12 protein-coding genes are annotated in these 17469 nt (G+C 54.2%); 9 read left to right on the top strand and 3 right to left on the bottom strand.

The annotated features are described in order from the left end of the window. The first annotated feature begins 914 nt into the window (after positions 1 to 914). The 8 genes from ONB52_21365 to ONB52_21330 all read left to right on the top strand — a co-directional run bounded on the left by ONB52_21365 (position 915) and on the right by ONB52_21330 (position 13052). Positions 915 to 1262, top strand: a complete 348-nt coding sequence (locus ONB52_21365) for a hypothetical protein (GenBank protein ID MDZ7418683.1) — start codon at positions 915 to 917, stop codon at positions 1260 to 1262. Between the two features lie 111 nt (positions 1263 to 1373). Next, a complete protein-coding gene (locus ONB52_21360) occupies positions 1374 to 2972 on the top strand; it encodes a DNA cytosine methyltransferase (GenBank protein ID MDZ7418682.1) in 1599 nt (532 codons plus the stop codon). Then, positions 2947 to 5565: a DrmE family protein gene (locus ONB52_21355; protein MDZ7418681.1), complete on the top strand. Its 2619-nt coding sequence runs from the start codon at positions 2947 to 2949 to the stop codon at positions 5563 to 5565. Before ONB52_21360 ends, ONB52_21355 begins: the two co-directional genes overlap by 26 nt. Positions 5566 to 5568: 3 nt before the next feature. Further along, positions 5569 to 6816, top strand: a complete 1248-nt coding sequence (locus tag ONB52_21350; GenBank protein MDZ7418680.1) for an NERD domain-containing protein — start codon at positions 5569 to 5571, stop codon at positions 6814 to 6816. Then, on the top strand, positions 6813 to 7349 hold the full coding sequence (locus ONB52_21345) for an ATP-binding domain-containing protein (GenBank protein ID MDZ7418679.1): 537 nt from the start codon (positions 6813 to 6815) through the stop codon (positions 7347 to 7349). Before ONB52_21350 ends, ONB52_21345 begins: the two co-directional genes overlap by 4 nt. Further along, the gene (locus ONB52_21340) at positions 7346 to 10759 is read left to right on the top strand and encodes a helicase C-terminal domain-containing protein (protein ID MDZ7418678.1); all 3414 of its coding nucleotides are present in this window, start codon (positions 7346 to 7348) and stop codon (positions 10757 to 10759) included. Before ONB52_21345 ends, ONB52_21340 begins: the two co-directional genes overlap by 4 nt. A gap of 3 nt (positions 10760 to 10762) precedes the next feature. After that, positions 10763 to 12628, top strand: coding sequence for a DUF1998 domain-containing protein (locus tag ONB52_21335; GenBank protein MDZ7418677.1), 1866 nt, complete (start codon positions 10763 to 10765; stop codon positions 12626 to 12628). Positions 12629 to 12671: 43 nt separating this feature from the next. Continuing rightward, positions 12672 to 13052 carry a very short patch repair endonuclease gene (locus tag ONB52_21330; protein ID MDZ7418676.1) on the top strand — a complete coding sequence of 127 codons (381 nt, stop codon included), beginning with the start codon at positions 12672 to 12674 and terminating at the stop codon, positions 13050 to 13052. A gap of 419 nt (positions 13053 to 13471) precedes the next feature. Here ONB52_21330 and ONB52_21325 read toward each other — a convergent pair whose 3' ends face one another. The 3 genes from ONB52_21325 to ONB52_21315 form a co-directional block, all read right to left on the bottom strand. Next, a complete protein-coding gene (locus tag ONB52_21325) occupies positions 13472 to 14950 on the bottom strand; it encodes a Ni/Fe hydrogenase subunit alpha (GenBank protein MDZ7418675.1) in 1479 nt (492 codons plus the stop codon). A 45-nt stretch (positions 14951 to 14995) separates the two neighbouring features. Continuing rightward, positions 14996 to 16033 (bottom strand): oxidoreductase, encoded by a 1038-nt coding sequence (locus tag ONB52_21320; protein MDZ7418674.1) that lies wholly within the window; start codon positions 16031 to 16033, stop codon positions 14996 to 14998. Positions 16034 to 16145: 112 nt separating this feature from the next. Continuing rightward, complete coding sequence (locus ONB52_21315; protein ID MDZ7418673.1) at positions 16146 to 16565, bottom strand: hydrogenase iron-sulfur subunit; 420 nt, start codon at positions 16563 to 16565, stop codon at positions 16146 to 16148. A gap of 188 nt (positions 16566 to 16753) precedes the next feature. Here ONB52_21315 and ONB52_21310 point away from each other — a divergent pair, with 188 nt between their 5' ends. Then, the gene (locus tag ONB52_21310) at positions 16754 to 17386 is read left to right on the top strand and encodes a Uma2 family endonuclease (protein MDZ7418672.1); all 633 of its coding nucleotides are present in this window, start codon (positions 16754 to 16756) and stop codon (positions 17384 to 17386) included. Positions 17387 to 17469: the final 83 nt, after the last annotated feature.

Genomic DNA, 17469 nt, shown 5'->3' with positions numbered 1-17469 from the left:
GAGGGCAAGACGCGCCGCGGGACGCACCCGCCGTCTGCGAGGCCACATGGGACTCCTCCTGGTGAATTTTGCGCAAAGATACGCAGCGATTCACCCAGAGGAAAGATGTGGTTCACCGAGGGGATACCAGTGGCGGGCAAGGTTCCCGTCGCCTCGATGATGAGGGCGGCAAGCGCCACGACCGCGGAGATCAGCCATCCACGGCGCGGCGGCGGTGGGGCGGGCGACGGGGACATGGCGGACTCGATAATTCTATTACAGGTTGGGCCCGCGACTCTGGCACCGTGCCGCTGGTGCGCACTCAAGCAACAGGGATGGCTTCCGGCCAGAGGAAACGAGAGCCGGCCAGAAGTTGGATCATGTTTTTCACCCGGACATGTGCGGCAGTAAATCACGAGAGGATCCGGGGCATCTCTCACCCTCGTCCAGCAAAAGCTGACTGCAACGAGGCAGTGAGGCCCGGCCATTTTGAGTTTGGAGCCACCGCCGCTGTCCATGCGGCAAAAGAGGCGTGCCAAACGAGAAAAGCAACCGCTGGTTGGGCCATTTTCCCCTGTCCGCCTTGGTATGTGGCCGCCACTTCAAATCTTGTCCGCCGTTTTTCACGATTCACTGCTGCACACGGAGGAGGGGTGACTGCATCAACAGCCAATTGCGATTTTCCCGCTTGCCGGCGGCCGCGCGAATCCGTGGACGACCACCACGCTGGGAAATTTTGCAGAAAATTATCTTGTGTTGTTACAGATTTGCAAGCATATTTGATCAAAACATTCTGAATGTGGGGAATACAGGCCGATCCGCCAGGAACGCGCACGAGTCCAATATTCATTCAAAGAAGCAGCTTCTTCCCTTTGACTGGCAACAATGACCAGAGAGTCAGGCAGTCAACCCGCGTTTTTTACCCCCGCGTGGGCATGCTCGCCACCGTCCGCAGCCGCCGCGCGATTATTTCATCCGTAAATGAATTTGACAGCCGAACTGATGGGATCTACCATTTGGTCAGGCTGGAGTACATCGATTCTGATGGCGTTCCTGAGGACACGATTATCTGGGAACGGGAATCACATTGCTCGCTGCTGGAGCCGGCTGCCCTGCCCCAAATTACGTCGTATCCACCGATGCAGACGGATGAGTTCGACGCCCTTGCGCGCGCCACCCGCTGGACCGCGTTATTGCCTTGTTTGATGGCGAATTGGAGATGCTGGTACAAGGAATCGCCATTCTTGCAGTTAGCTGGCACAAACAGTATCTATGTGATGTGAAATTGCCCCATCCACAGCATTGTGAATGTGATCATGTCCTCTTGAACGTCCATGAAAAACCAATTCAACTGCATTGACCTCTTCTGTGGCTGCGGCGGATTCAGTTTGGGCATGGAACGCGCCGGATTCCACACGCTGGCGGCCATTGATGCCGATCCGAAGGCGGTTGCTGTTTACCGGCAAAATTTCCCGCAAGTGCCCTGCGTGCTCGAACGTGATCTGACCGGATTCGGGCCGGAGGAGCTGGCCGGGTTGATCAAGCCGGCATTTGTAGATGTCATCGTTGGCGGTCCGCCCTGCCAGGGCTTCAGCACCGTGCGCAAGCGCGACGGCGCCAATCACGGACATCGTCTGGTGGAAGATCCGCGGCGCAAGCTTTATCAGCCGTTTCTCAAATATGTGGAATTCTTTCGCCCGAAAGTTTTTGTCATGGAAAACGTGCTCGGCATAAAATCCGCCGCCGGTGGCGAGTATTTCATGCGCGTGCAAAGCGAGGCGCGTGCGCTGGGTTATCGGGTGCACGGTCAGGTGATCACCGCTTCCGATTATGGCGTGCCACAAAAGCGGCAGCGACAGTTCATCTTCGGTACAAGACTTGATTTCCTGGAATATTTTCATGCCGGCTTCATGCCCGCCACCTGCAAGAGGATTGTCACGCTGGACGAGGCGATTGGAGACCTGCCGGTGCTCAAAGCCGGTGGCGGCGCGGAGGAAATGGATTATGACATGCGACGCCGCCGGGCACATGTCAAAAAATACGGCCGGCATTTTCTGTACAAAGTCTTGCAGGTGCAAAAGGCAAAAAAGTTGACCGCGCATTTTGCCAGACCTCATCTCGAACGTGACCTGCGGGATTTCAAACGGCTGCGCGAGGGGGAAAACTGTTTGCACGCCATGCAGCGCGGCATCGAGTTCGAGTTTCCCTACGACAAAAGCAATTTCAAGGATCGCTACTGCCGGCAGCATCGCAACCGTTTGTGTTCAACCATCGTGGCGCATTTGAACAAGGACGGCCTGATGTTCATTCACCCCACGCAAAACCGCTCGCTCACCCCTCGCGAGGCCGCCCGCGTGCAGAGTTTTCCGGACTGGTTTGCGTTTCCGGTGACGCGTTCCCATCAGTTCAGGCTGATTGGCAATGCCGTGCCGCCTTTGGTCGGCGAAGCGGTGGGAGTGGCGGTAAAATCATATCTGGAAAAGGCCATGCAGAAAAACAAGGTGATCAATTTCTGGCTTGAGCCTCTGCCCATTGATCATTTTCAGGCTGCTGAATGGTTAATGGTGTTGGTTCGGGCAGCGGACAACCGAAGGCTGCATCGATTGTCCAATGAGGAATTCAAGCGCGGATGGTACTCAATCGGCTTCCTCTATCCAGGACTCCATCCGGATAGTACATTGGAACACGGCACAGAAATCTTGCATGACAAAAAAGACGGCTTTGGGATTGAGTATGTCGAGCCCAGACTCATCAATCCATATTATGTTCAAAGTGGCTGGCCGGTTGTTCTCAACCCTGTCGCAAAAGAAGCGCGGCGCAGGTACAAACGGGGCGAACTGGCGGACAATGAGTACTATTGCACCGAAGCGGCAATTGCCGGGATGTGTTATCTTTATCCGGAGCTGGTGGAGGAGGTTCAAAGCGAACGAAACAAATATGATGTTGGAACACCTGTTGGGGTGAAAAATGGACGAAATAATTCGCCAACTTAATGAACGCTTTCCTCTGCTGGCGCAATTGCGTTTGCAGGCGGCATCATCCTCAAGACCTGAGCCGTTCCCCCTCTTTTTCGGTCTCATTTTGTCAGCAATGGAATCTGCGTCGTTTTCACCCTGCTGCTTTGTTCTGCCCCGCAGGGGATGCACCGCGCAAATTGTCTCCATTGTTTTCGCACTTGAGAGATTCCGGAAAAATTACCCTGACTTGGTGCGAAGCTATTGTGAAAGAAAATTTGTTCCGGGGCAGCGGGTTTGTATTCATCCCAATGAGCATGTCTTCGAATACGAGGGATTTTGGCCTGAAAAAGAAAGGTATTTCCGCCTTCGGATACTGGATGAGGAGGCATGGCGGACATTTCCAGTTGCGGACATTTTAAGGATGGAACCAACAGAGCGTAAACGCCCAAAGGGGAAATTAACCACCAAGCTGGCTGTCATGGAAAAGCATCCGCTTGACCATCTTCTTGGAGTCAGCACATTCGGAAATCAAAGTCTGTTTACCAACAATGTTTTGTTGCTGGATCATCAAAATTCATTCAAGGATTTTGTGAATCAGACTTGCCTTCAAAACAGTTCATGTCTGGCAGACATGCCGCCCCTGACATCCCTGCTGCCATTTGGCTCAGTCTCCACTGATGATGACGGCGCCGTGGCAAAGCTCGAGAATTGGGATGTCAAAGGCTCTGGCAGCGAACCCCTCGTAGCGATTACTTCTTCAATTGAAAAACTGGCAAAAGCTTGCCAATCTGCGGATCCACATTCAAAGGTGGTTGTTACAAATGGGGTGGGGCTGGTCTTGAAGAATCTGCAAGCTTATGATGAAATCTGCAAAACGCAAAATCTCATCATGATTGCACAGCACGATGAAGTCGACAAAATGCAGGACTTGGCAAGTCGCGGATGCAGGTTTTGGTGGCTTTCTGAGAAAGAAATACTTATGGCCGGTTCCAAAACCACTGCTGTCGTTGAGAATGATGGATTTTGGGGGCCTATCTCCAGAGCAGCGACAAACCAGGCCTTGCTCAAAATTGAGCCCATAGTTTGTGAAGATGAAGTTTTGGATGAAATAGGCAGGCACATTGAAGATTTGAATACCTTCATGAAAAAAGAGAATACTGATGTATTGAAAAAAATGACTGGAAAACTTTACGGTTTGCTGCTCAACACTGCCGGCTTGGTTCAAACTCCTTCAGAGGAGGAACGTCAGCAGTTTCTTGATGGCTTGTCCGAGATTCGCAAAGAGCTTGCAATAAACAGGATGTGGCTGGATGTGTCTGTATCCAAAAAGATTGCCTTGATTTGCGATCTGTTTGAAAGCGCCTGTTCTGCATCGACACAAATCGGCGAGGAGAAGGGGCGTCGACTCATTCAAACCCTGCAGGCGCTTGAAGACGGAAATTCAAGTCACGTGGCGATTCTTGCGCGCAACAAGCTAATTGAAAAACTCCAAACTTGGACCAAACGGATTGAAAAAAAACTCCCCGTTTTTTCTCCAAGCCATGCCCCGGATGCCTTTTTTGATTGCATCATTTCAGTAACCTGGCCCGGCAGCGAGGTTTTCCAAAAATTTGTCCGGAGATATTTGGCACCATGCATTAAAGTAATCGGGTATCGTTTTGAAGGCAGGTGGCTGCAGCAATGTCAAAAGAAAATTCGGCGGCTTCCCGATCTTCCAACCTTGAGTCGTAAGGAAAAAACTGAACTGCTGAAACTCGACCCGAATACCGAGTTCGTTTGGCCTGAAGCGGTCAAATCCAATGAAGATGTATATGAGCCGGAATTATCAAATGCTTTTTCAATCTGGGAATTTGAACAAAGGATCAAGTCTGCGTGCAAAGGCGGCATGGCGACCTTTTCCGAGGGTGAGGAGACAATTCCGGCGAAATACGTCAGTTTTGTCGGTGATTCGTTCGCATATCTCACAGAAAGTCACAAAGTGCCGGTTGTGACCGGACTTATCACTTCCAACAAAACCGCGCAACAGCAGATACCCTTGCACAAAGTGGACGAAATCAATGTCGGAGATTACGTGGTGTTAAAGGAAGGCGGCAGCAAGGATGTGATTCAGGCCATGGCTGATTTGATGTTGGGGGAGAAAGCATCAAAACTGCGACAATTGGCAGGCACGTGGAAACGCACTTTGCATGAATGTTTTTTCACCCCGGAAACGCTTCATGCCAAAATACGGGAGGCTGGCGGTACACTCAACCTTGCAACTGCGGCCAACTGGTTGAACGACGATTTTCGCATTGGTCCGGGCCAAAAAACGGATTTGGAATTGATTGCAAGAATTATCGGGTTTACTGAATTTGACGGTAAACTTGATGAAATATGGCATGCCATAAAGACAATACGCAGTGCGCATCTCAGCGCCGGCATGAGGTTGAAAAAGGTTTTGCTGCACAAGCTGCCGGAGCACCTTGAAGCAATAAGAGAAGAGGGAACGCGCATTAATATCGATAATTTGGTTACTGCATGGGTGGTGCAGGTCGAAAGCATCGGTTCCGAGTTTGAGCCATATTCCAAGTTAAAAGTTAATGAGCTGCAATGGGATAAATCAGCAGGTCTAGCAAATTGGTTGTCGTGACCCATGGCCAAAATGATTCCGGCACAACCGGGCGAATCAACCGTCAGCGCGGCCGAATGCAAGATTTTTGAATTGCTTGCCAACGTTCCAGACACGAGGGATTGGACGGTCATTCATTCCCTCGGCTTGAGTCGTCGCGGGCACAAGCCCTATGGTGAGATCGACTTCATTGTTCTCATCCCCGGTGGCGGTGTTTTTTGTCTGGAGGTGAAGGGTGGCCGTGTGGCGTGTCACGAAGGCGTTTGGACAACCACCAGTCGTGAAGACAAAACTGAGCAGATGAAGCGCAGCCCTTTCATGCAAGTTCGCGAAGGAATGTTCGCAGTAAAAAATGCCGTTGAGAAAAATTTCGACGCGGCCCACCCGGCTGTGACCACCGTCTTCGGCTGCGGCGTAATTTTCCCGGACATCCGTTTCACCATGCAATCACCGGAGTGGGAGCCATGGGAGACGATTGACCAGAATGATTTGCAACGTCCCATATCCGTTGCCCTGAAACGCATGGCAAGGGAACAGCGCAAGAAGCTGGGACTTCCAGATTCCGTTATGGAACCCAGCCTCGCGACCATAAGATCGATCCGCCAGTTTCTGCGTCCCGATTTCGAGGCAATAGTCACAAAGTCAACTTTGGTGCACGAAACAGAAGAACGGCTTTTAAAATTGACCGAGGAGCAGTACGAGGCGCTGGACCTTCTGGCTGACAATGAACGCTGCCTGTTTGAGGGAGCCGCAGGAACAGGCAAGACCATGCTGGCGCTGGAATATGCCAGGAGATCAACCCGTGCCGGGCATCGCACCTTGTTGCTCTGCTACAATAAATTACTGGGCGATTGGTTTCGTGCCAGAATCGCAGAATCTGCATTGCAGAATTTTTTGAAGGGCGGTCGATACTATCAGTTTTTGCGTGAAACCATCCTGCGTTCATCGTTTGCCGGTGAATTTGCCGGGAAGGAACAGGGACATTCTGGTGACGAGCTGTTTCATGACATTTATCCATTTTACGGGCAATTGGCCCTGGAGGAACTGAATGAGCCGTATGATGTGATTGTGATTGATGAGGCACAGGATTTGTTGAAGCAAAGTATTTTGGAGGTGGTCAATGTCTGGTTGAAAGGTGGCCTCGCTGGTGGACGATGGGCGATCTTCGGTGATTTTCAACGCCAGGCAATTTTTGAGAATTCCTCCCGTGAACAATTGAAAGAACTGTTAAACAGTTTTGTCGTGATTATGCGAAAGGAAGCCTGCGTTTGAATTGCCGCAATACCCGTCGCATTGGAGAGGAAACCGCCCTGCTTTCAGGTTTTGAATCCCCACCATATCGCATGGGACAAGTCGAGGGGCCGGCGGTTGACTATCATTATTACCATTCCGACGGGGAACAGGCTGCTGTTTTGAGTGCAACTCTTCGAGGACTTTTGCGGGATGGTGTAATAGCTGATGAAGTCGTGGTCCTTTCCAGATTGAGGTTCGAAAACTCCTGTGCCTCCCAGTTGGTGGATGAGTCGGAATTTCGTTTGGTGGAGGTTGGCGCTGTCAAACCAGAAAGGTCCCACATTTCAATCATTTCGTTTGCCACCATTCAGGCTTTCAAGGGCATGGAGAGCCCGGTGGTCGTTCTGTGCGATGTTGATCGCATTGAAGGCAGGGAATCACAATCACTTTTGTATGTTGGAATGTCACGCGCGCGCAGTCTCCTGATTGTTCTTTTGCATGAGCAGACGAAACCATTCGTTAAACAGGCTGTTGCACGAAAACTCGAGGAAGGTTGGAGTAAATCGCCATGAACAATCCTGCGGAAGTCAGGGCGGAAATCGTCGAATTTCTGCGCCGTGAGCTTGTCGGCCCGGATCCGGGATATCCGGCCATCCAGATCAACCGCGAGGAAATCCTGCGGCCACAGGATCCGCCCCGGCTTCGTTACAGCGCCGGGGTTTTGTTTCCCATGAAGGCACAGGTCCAGCAGGCGGAAGTTGCAACCGATGAGGAGGTCAATGCGGCGGAAAGCGCTCCTGCCGAAGGGGATGAGCCGGAGGAGGAAACATCCTCAAACAGCGCACGCGGAGAACTCGATGAATTTCCCGAACAGGAAGTCAATCGTGCAAATGAATATTTGCCCAGCGCCATGGGCCTGAGTGCACTGGTGCTCTTGCCGAAATTTTTGAAAGTCAAAGTCAGTGCGGGCCGTTACGAAAAAATGGCTGTTTCAGGGCTTGGCAGACAGGACGCAAAAGGAAATTTTCTCGATCACTATTGGCGCAGCAAAATTGAAAGCGAGCAATTGATTGATTGCTCCCCTTTCCTGGTTAACAAGCCCGTCGTTGCAAAATATGAATTGGAAACCGGAAGTGCTGAATCAAAATTGGAATTCCACTTGTTCAGCCGCCTGCATGTTCATGGCACCAATACCGATCGCGAGCGAATCATCACCTTCACCCTGATCAATCGCAATGCTTCCGAAACCGGAAAGCCAAAGGATGAGAATTGCTTTTTCCAATGCCACTTCGAGGTGATGGATGCTGATGGTGGCTCCTGCTTTCTGGAATATCCCGAGCGAATCGGAGAAAGCGAGGATGAGGAAGAAGCCTCGCTCCGCTTGTTGTATCGACATCGGAAAACGTTTGCCGTGGGGCACGGCTGCGCCGCCAACTGGCCGGACGGTGAATTGACCACAACCAACAGAATCTGGACGGAAACCCTGCCGACTTATGAGGTGAAACCCATCCTTCCCAACGAGATCGAGGGCCTGGAGCTGGCGATGCAGCAACTCGCCGATGAGAAGGATGACAAGGCCTTGCAGCTCTGCCGCCGTCTCGCAGATGAATATCTTGCCTGGATCGAAAGCAGGGAGAAGGAAGTCCGGAATCCCTCCTTTCCTACAGACCTTAAAAACACTGCTGAAAAACATTTGCAAAAATGCCGTGACTGCCACAAGCGCATTGTAACCGGTGTATCGCTGCTTCAACAGCCGAAAATCCGCAGGGCCTTCGCATGGATGAATCAGGCGATGTTGCAGCAACAGGTGCATTACGATCTTGCCGCGAATCACAAACGCGAATGGAAAGCCAGGGACGGCGAGCTTGTTCTCGAAAAGTCGTACCAGCCTCCGGATTTGAGCAACCCCGGACCAACCAGGGGCAAATGGCGGCCGTTTCAACTGGCGTTCATCCTGATGAATCTGCGGGCCATGACTCAACCGGATTGCGATGAACGCAAAATCGTCGATCTCATCTGGTTTCCCACCGGCGGTGGCAAAACCGAGGCCTATCTGGGCTTGACTGCGTTTACCCTGTTTTGGCGGCGAATCACAAATCCGGACAACTGTGGCACCACCGTTCTAATGCGCTACACCCTGCGGCTGTTGACGACGCAGCAATTTCAGCGCGCCGCATCGTTAATTTGCGCCTGCGAGCTGATTCGCCGCTCCCATCTGGAAATTCTCGGCAGCGCACCCATATCCATCGGATTGTGGGTCGGCGGCGAAGTGACGCCCAACAAACAATCGGAGGGCGACCGCAGCGCGGTCAAGGCGCTGCAAAAGCTGTTGAATGGAGAGCCCGAGAATCTCTTCATTCTGCTGAACTGTCCATGGTGTGGCGCGCAAATGGGTCCGGTGAAATCCGGACGCGGCACAAAAACTCCGGGCTACAAACTCAAAGCGGCACCCCGGCGCGTTGAATTCTGTTGTGAAGACCAGAACTGCGATTTCAGCGGGAATGACGGACTCCCCGTGCATGTCATTGACGAGGCCATTTATCAACACCGGCCCACTCTGGTGATCGGCACCGTTGACAAGTTTGCGTTGCTGCCCTGGTATCCGGAAGCTCGCAGCCTGTTTGGGCTGGACACCGCAGGCGCCATCTCGCCGCCGGATTTGATCATTCAGGATGAGCTGCATCTGATTTCCGGCGCGCTTGGTTCCATGGTTGGCCATTATGAAGGCACGCTCGATGCGCTTTGCACTCGTGACGCAGACGGAAGGAAAATACCGGCCAAGATTGTTGCTTCCACGGCCACCATCTGCCGGGCGCAGGAACAAGTGCGCGCCCTCTACGCCAGAGAAGTTTCCTTGTTTCCACCACAGGCATTACGGGCCGGTGATTCATTCTTCGCCATTGAAAAAACCGAGGTGCCGGGAAGAGTGTACATCGGGGTTTTTGCCTCGGCGCTGTCATCTCATGTTACCGCGCAAATTCGGGTGATGGCGGCATTGCTGCAAGCAGTGAAATGTTGCGAGGTCAGCGATCCGGCATTACTCGATCCTTACTGGACCTTGATGGCCTACTTCAACAGCCTTCGGGAGTTGGGCCATGCTGCCACGTTGATTCGCGCGGACATTCGTGAATACCTCAACGCGGTTTGGGATCGTTTGAACATCCGCAGGCCCGAGCCCGATTCCAACGAACCGGATCGCCGCCGTTTTATCAATCGTGACCTCGAACTCACCAGCCGCATTCAAAGCGTCCGCATTAGTGAAGCTCTGCAACAGTTGTTCGAACCGCACACCGGCGAAAGCAATGAACGAGTGGTGGATGTTTGTCTTGCCACCAATATGATTCAGGTGGGGCTGGATGTACCGCGCCTTGGGCTTATGACTGTTGTTGGTCAGCCCAAAACCACTTCGGAATACATCCAGGCCACCAGCCGGGTTGGCCGCAGCGACTCCGGGCCGGGTTTGGTGGTCACCGTTTACAACGTTGCCAAACCGCGTGATCGTTCACACTACGAGCATTTTCGCTCCTATCATCAAAGCTTTTATCGCTGGGTGGAACCGACCAGCGTCACGCCGTTTGCCATACCGGTGCTCGAGCGCGCCCTGCATGCCCAGATTGTGACGCTGGCGCGATATTGGGGTGATGAGGAGGTGCGCCGGCGGCCTCAACCCGCACCGCCTGATGCGCTTTTTCAGGAAATTGAAAAGCTGATTTTGCAGAGAGTGCAGGCGGTTGACCCGGAAGAATTCGATTCCACTAAAAAGGTACTTGAGGAGGTTGTCGGCAACTGGCGGCTCATTCCACCGCCATTGTACGGGCATTTCGGCCCGCCGCTGGATCAAACGCCGCTGATGTATCCCAGCGGCTCCCAAGTACGCACGGAGTGGGACGGCCGTTCCCTGCCAACACCCAGCTCAATGCGAAACGTGGATGCCGGTTGTGAAGCAGGGGTTGTCAGGAATTACATTTACAACGAGGATTGAAGGATGCCCGCCATCAAACCCATCAGGCGCGGCCAATTGATCACTCCATTTGGCATTGGCGCCATGGTGGATTTCCCAAATGATGAATCGTTGATGACGGCCGGACTGGATGTCTGGCCGTATGCGAAGGAGGAATGCCCGCCTGATTCCGGATGGGGAGTCATTGAAGAGCGTTTGCAGGCAAGACTGGACGTGAGCCACTTTCGTCTGCCACCCGACTTTCGCGACCCGGTGATGGGTGAACGGCACGCCAATCAAAAAATTCCCTTTGTGAGATTTCCGCGCTGGCATTATTGCCATCATTGCGGTGGCATGGAATTGCTGCCGCTGTTTGGAAATCGACAGCGCTGCGCCGGCAGGCGTTATATACAGCAAACCTGCGCCGACAAGCCCGAGAATAAGCGGCCATTTCTCATACCCATGCGCTTTGTGGCGGTTTGCAATCGCGGCCACGTCGAGGATTTTCCGTTCATGGAATGGGTGCATCGCGACGCGTCTGCCAAACCGGATTGCAAATTACGGGCGCGCGCCGGGCGCTCCTCGGCGGCGTTGACCGGCATCACCATTGAATGCTCGTGCGGTCTGAAGCGCAACATGGGTGGAGTATTTGATTTTGACGAACAGAAAGGTGGCGCGCTGCATCGCATGGGATATGACTGCCGGGGTTTGCGCCCCTGGCTCGGTGAATTTGAGAAGAAGGCGCCACAATGCGGAGAATTTCTCAGGGTCGTTCAGCGCGGCGCTTCAAACGTTTATTTTCCTTATGTGGTCAGCTCGATCTATCTGCCGTTGTGGGCGGAGGAAAGCGAGCGAAACATTATCAAGGCACTGGAGATTCCAAGGATTTGGTCTCAACTCTCGTCCGGTTTGGTCGATGGCAAGATTGATCGCACGCGTTGTGAGGTCGTTGCTGGCATGTTGAATTTGAAGCTGGAAGATTTACTGATCGCGGCACAGCGCAAACTCGACGGCATGCCCGTTCCCTCCGCCGTGCAGGCACAAAGCGAGGAGGAATACCGTCACACGGAATATGAAGCGGTGATCTCGGGCCGCGGCGGAGCGCAGACTGATTTGTTGATTGAGATTGCCGATCTCAAAAAATATCGCGCTGAGATTCGGCATTTTTTCTCGAAAATATGCCTTGTTCACAAATTGCGGGAAACCCGCGCGCTCGCCGGATTCACCCGCCTTCTTCCCCCGGATGGCCGGCTCGACAGTATGCGCATGCAGCCGCTCAAGCTCGATCCCGGGATTGACTGGCTGCCGGCGATGGTGGTACGTGGCGAAGGCATCTTTCTCGAACTCGACGCAACAGCGCTCGAGCGATGGCAAAACTCTCATCATCAAATCTCCGAACGCATCGAACAATTGAACCATTATTACAACCAGGGACGCAGCACCCGTAAGCAGGAGGTGCGCCCGATTCGTCCCAAGTTTGTTTTGATGCACACCCTGGCGCACGTGCTCATCAACCAGTTGAGTTTTGATTGCGGTTATGGCAGTGCCTCGTTGCGGGAAAGAATTTATTGCGATTTCACCGATCAAACGCATCCAATGCAGGGTATTCTGATTTACACGGCTTCCGGAGATTCCGAGGGAACGATGGGCGGGCTGGTCCGGCAGGGAAAGCCCGGCCGTTTCGAAACGGTTTTGTTGCGGGCGTTGCACAAGGCCGGTTGGTGCTCATCCGATCCGGTGTGCATCGAGAGTGTGGGACAGGGCGCGGACAACGCCAATCTTGCCGCCTGTCATGGCTGCGCGCTGTTGCCGGAAACTTCCTGTGAGGAGGGCAATCGCCTGTTGGATCGCGCCATGCTGGTTGGCACGCCACAAAATTCCTCGATTGGCTTTTTTCACGAATTGAGCTGAGATCATGGCCGACGTTTTCACCAAAGCCAAGCGTTCAGAGGTGATGTCACGCATTCGCTCGAGCGGCAACAAGGAAACCGAGCTGGCAATGATCAAATTGTTTCGCAAACACAAGATCACCGGCTGGCGCAGGAATTATCCGCTGTTCGGAAAACCGGACTTCACCTTTCCGCAGCAGCGGGTCGTTGTATTCGTGGATGGTTGTTTCTGGCATGGTTGCCCCAAGCATTGCAACATGCCGCGCAACAACCGCGCGTTTTGGAAAAGGAAGCTGGATTCGAACAAGGCGCGCGACCGCAGGGTCAATCGCATATTGCGTCAAAAGGGCTGGAAGGTTATCCGAGTCTGGGAACACGAGATCGAAAAGAGGAGTAAACGGCCCTGTTATCAAATTGTCCATGCTCTTCGCACTCGCCGCATCTGAGAAACCAACACCCTGACGTCTGAAAAATGCATGGAGGCCCATGCACTTCATCATCGCTGACACCTTCACCAAAAGCCTGGAAAAGCTCAATCAACAGTCGAACAGCCTGATCAAGCAGGCGGCGCGCGACTTTCCAACGAATCCGGCCATGCCGGGCTTGAAATGTCATCAACGACTGCGGGCCGCGAGCAAGCCTTTTTGCTCATTGCGTGTCACCGACGAGCTGTGTGTCAAGGGTCACCCGGCGCCCGGCATCCCGCAAAAAAATTCACCGGCCGGCAAAGCCGATCTGTTGTCCGGCAGAAAGACACCAGCGCACGGAAACGGCCATTCCGGACGTATGGGACAAAGCGAGCAGCCAGTTACTGCAGGCGGGCTGCGAAGTGTGATTTGGGGCCACCCCCTCCGTTTTCCATTTGCTACTCGCGACTTTTTTCCGCCAGGATCGTCCCGTCCGACGCGCGCAGCCGGACGAGCAGCGGCATGTGGCCGGGCAGCGAATGCGTGGCGCAGGCGAAGCAGGGATCATAGGCGCGAAAAGCCATCTCGATTTTGTTGAGCAGGCCTTCGGTGATCTCCACGCCTTTTTTGATCAATCCCTGCGCGGCTTTTTTAATGGCCATGCTGATGGCGGCATGGTTGTTGGTGGTGCCCACAATGAGATTGACTTTTTGCAGAATGCCGCGCTCATCGGTGAGGTAATGATGTGTGAGTGTGCCGCGCGGCGCTTCAACCTGGCCCACACCCTCGTCGGGCGTTGCCGTCGGAATCGTGCGCAGGTTGGGGCTGAGAATTTCTTCATCCTTGGCCAATTCCAGGGTGTGCTCGGCGGCATAGACCAGCTCGACGACGCGCGCCCAGTGCGTGGCGAGCGTTTGGTGCACCGGCGTGCGGCCGGAGCGATCGCCGGTCAACGTCTCGTAAAAGCGTTCATACTCGGCCTGCGCCAGCGGCGTGGCCATGCCCTCCGCGGCATTCAATCTCGCCAGTGGTGTCGCGCGATAAACACCGCTGTCCATGCCCTCCACAAAGCCTTTCCAGCCTTTGGCTTTGAGAAAGGGAAATTTCAAATATGACCACCGCTCCACGTGCTCGGCAACGTGCTGCAGATATTCGCTGCCATGATATTTGACGATCTCCCTGCCGTCACAGTCCACCACGCGAATTTTGCCGTCGTAAAAATTGACGTGATTGTTCTCGTCCACCGTTCCCATCGAGTGCAGCTTGTGTGTGTAGGTGTCGGAGAGGATGAGATCGACATAGGCCTGATTTTTGAGCACGATGTCATCGAGCATTTTGAGGGTGAATTTGGCGAACTCGACAAGCTGATTGGCCAGAGTCACGATCCGATCCCGCTCCTCCACTGTCACGCCCCTGCTGACGCCCCCCGGCAGGGAGCTGACCATGTGAATGGTTTTGCCGCCGAGAATTTTCACAATCTCGTGAGCCGCCGCGCGCGCGCCGATCACTTTCCTGCCGACGTTGACGCCGAGTTTGCCGATCATGCCGATGATGTTTCTTTCCGTCACCGGCGCCTCCGGGCCCATGACGAAATCAGGCCCGCCGAGAATATAAAAATGCGTGGCGTGATCGCCGGTGAAAAAAGCGGAGTACAAAAGTTCGCGCAGCTTTTTCGCCGCCGGCGGGATCGCGACATGATACACCGCGTCGCACGCCTTGGCGGCGGCCATGTGATGCGCTTCACTGCACACGCCGCAGATGCGCGTGGTAATGCGCGGCATTTCCTCCACCGGCCGGCCGACGCAGAATGTTTCAAACCCGCGCAGCTCGGGCACGATGAAAAAACAGTCGGCAACTTCGCCGTGGTCATCGAGGAAGATGTCAATCTGCCCATGGCCTTCGAGTCGGGTGATGGGATCTATTTGGATGCGTTGCATGATCCGCCTCACTTTTATCAGTTGGCACGACAACAACAGCAGGGTTCAGTGGGCCGCCATTGCCTTTCCTCGGGCACGGTTCCCGTTGAACTGCACCCGTCCCAGCGTCGCCTTCGCCATCGAGAAGCGATAGAATGTGCCCACCGGATCGACGATGCCGTCGAGAATTTTGTCGATCTTTTCGGGATCTTCGGAGTCGATCACGGAGGCCAGCGCGGAGATCATCTTCGCGCCCTGGTCGTGCACATTCGGCGGCGGGCCGTAGCAGCCACGGCACGGCAGGCCAACGGCGGGACACAACGCGCCACAACCGCTGCGCGTGGCCGGGCCGCAACACAGAATGCCCTGATCGAGCAGGCAGCGATTCGGGTCGGGAATGATCTCGTGCGGCCGCACGAATTTTTTGATCTTCTTTTCCTCCCGCGTGCGCGGGCATTCATCGCAGCAGGTTTTATTGCCGGCGCCGAGAACCAGGCCGCGCGGTGGCAGCGGCTTCCCATTCTTCATGATGTCCATCACCGTTTCCAGCACCGCCCAAATCTGATGTGCCTGCGGCGGACAGCCGGGAACGTAATAATCGACCTCCACCACCTGGTCGAGCGCGCGCACTGTTTCCCAAAATTCCGGCAGTGCCAGCTTTCCAACCGGCGTGTCCGTGGCGGTTTGCGGCCGCACATTTTCGGGATTGACGGTCGAAGGCGAGTCGCGGTAAATCCAATCCAGGGTTGCCTGGCGGGTGGTGGTGTTGGACAACGCGGGAATGCATCCTTCGCAAGCGCACGATCCGAACGCCACAAGAATCTTTGCCTTCCGGCGCAGCAATTGCGCCATGTGCTCGTTTTCCGAGGTGCGAATGGCGCCGTTGAACAGGCAGAGATCGATGGCCCGATCGTCCATGGCCTCGACGTCTTTGATTTTGGCGTCGATCGCCACCGGCCAAAAGACGAGATCGAAAAACGCCGCCACGTCCAAAATCTTGTCTTGAATGTCGAGCACCGCGATTTCACAGCCTCCGCAGGAGGCGGCCCAATAGAGCGCCAGTTTCGGCCTGGAGGTTGGATTTGATGATTGTGCGTTGTTCATGGTTTCACCTTGAACTTTCGTAGTAGCGCCTTCAGGCGCAACGCGTCAGGCAATAATTCGTCAAATGCTGGGATTGTTTTGCACTCCAACGCGCGTGCGCCTGAAGGCGCTACTACAAAATAGTTTCCAGCTGCAACGGGCCCAGGCTGCGGATTTGTTCCGTCATGTCATTGCAAATGGTCGCCCAGCGCTCGCCTTCGCTGGCCGAGACCCAGACCAGGCGCAGACGCCGCGGATCGATGCCGAAACCGGCGAGCAGCCGTTTGAGCAGAAGCGCACGCCGCAGCGCCTTGTAATTGCCCTCCTGATAGTGACAATCGCCGGGATGGCAGCCGGAGACAATCACACCGTCGGCGCCGAGTTGAAAAGCCTTGACGACGAAGGTGGGATCGAGCCGGCCGCTGCACATGATGCGGATGATGCGCACCGCCGGCGACCATTTGATGCGCGAGATGCCGGCCAAATCTGCGCCGGTGTAGCTGCACCAATTGCACAGAAAGGCCACGATTTTCGGCTGCCAGGGCGTCGTCACTTTTTCATCCGCCATCGTCGTGGGTTGCGGCATGGTTGCGCTTGTCATGATTCACCTCACGGGGTCGTGACAAAAATTCCATTGCCTTGCAAGCGGGATTTCCATATCCTTCAATCGCGTTGTCGATGTTCGCCACCCATTCCACCGGTTGCAATCGCAGAGCGAAACCAATCCGCAGGGCGAGACGCATGGCTGCCATGACAAATATCAACGTATCTCGAGCATCGCAAAACGAGCCCGCTACCCTTTCCACCCGCCATGACATTCCCATTGAGCAGCGCACCGATGTTACCGTCGATGAGCTGGAGGGAACCTCGCTTCCTTGTCCCGCCGAACTTTATGACGGAAAGGTGGTTTACAAAATGGCAAACTATGCTCATGGCAAGAGCCAGACAAGGTTCATTTCCAAACTTGATCGCTACCTGGAAGAGCATCCTATCGGCGATCTGGTGACCGAAACCAACTTCCGTCTTTGGCCGGAACTTCCGGATCAGTCGCGCATTCCCGATGTCGCTTTTGTGAAAAACGAGCGTGTTCCTGATGATCCACATCGCTTTCCAGCCTTGGCGCCTGACCTGGTCATAGAAATCATTTCTCCAGAAGACAATTTTATGCAGGTGATGAACAAAGTCGATGCCTATCTCGAGCAAGGTACTCAAATGATATGGCTGGTCATCACCATTACCCGCGAGGTGCTGGTCTGCACCACCACGGGCAAATACAGCGTCCGCGACCTCCTCACCGCGCCCGATCGGCTGCCGGGCTTTGAGTTGCCGGTCAGCAAGATCTTCGAGGGCATTCCCTTGCCGCCTCGATCCTGATACTCATACCCCGCCATCAGGAACAGATTCCGGTCCCCTCAACCTCTTTCCCAACTAAAGTTGTTTTGGGGAGAATTATCGAA

The organism is candidate division KSB1 bacterium (assembly GCA_034506255.1).
In the GTDB taxonomy this organism is placed as follows: Bacteria; Zhuqueibacterota; Zhuqueibacteria; order Zhuqueibacterales; family Zhuqueibacteraceae; genus Coneutiohabitans; species Coneutiohabitans thermophilus.
Note: the sequence above shows the minus strand (reverse complement) of the source record. Positions and strands in the feature narration are given on the sequence as shown.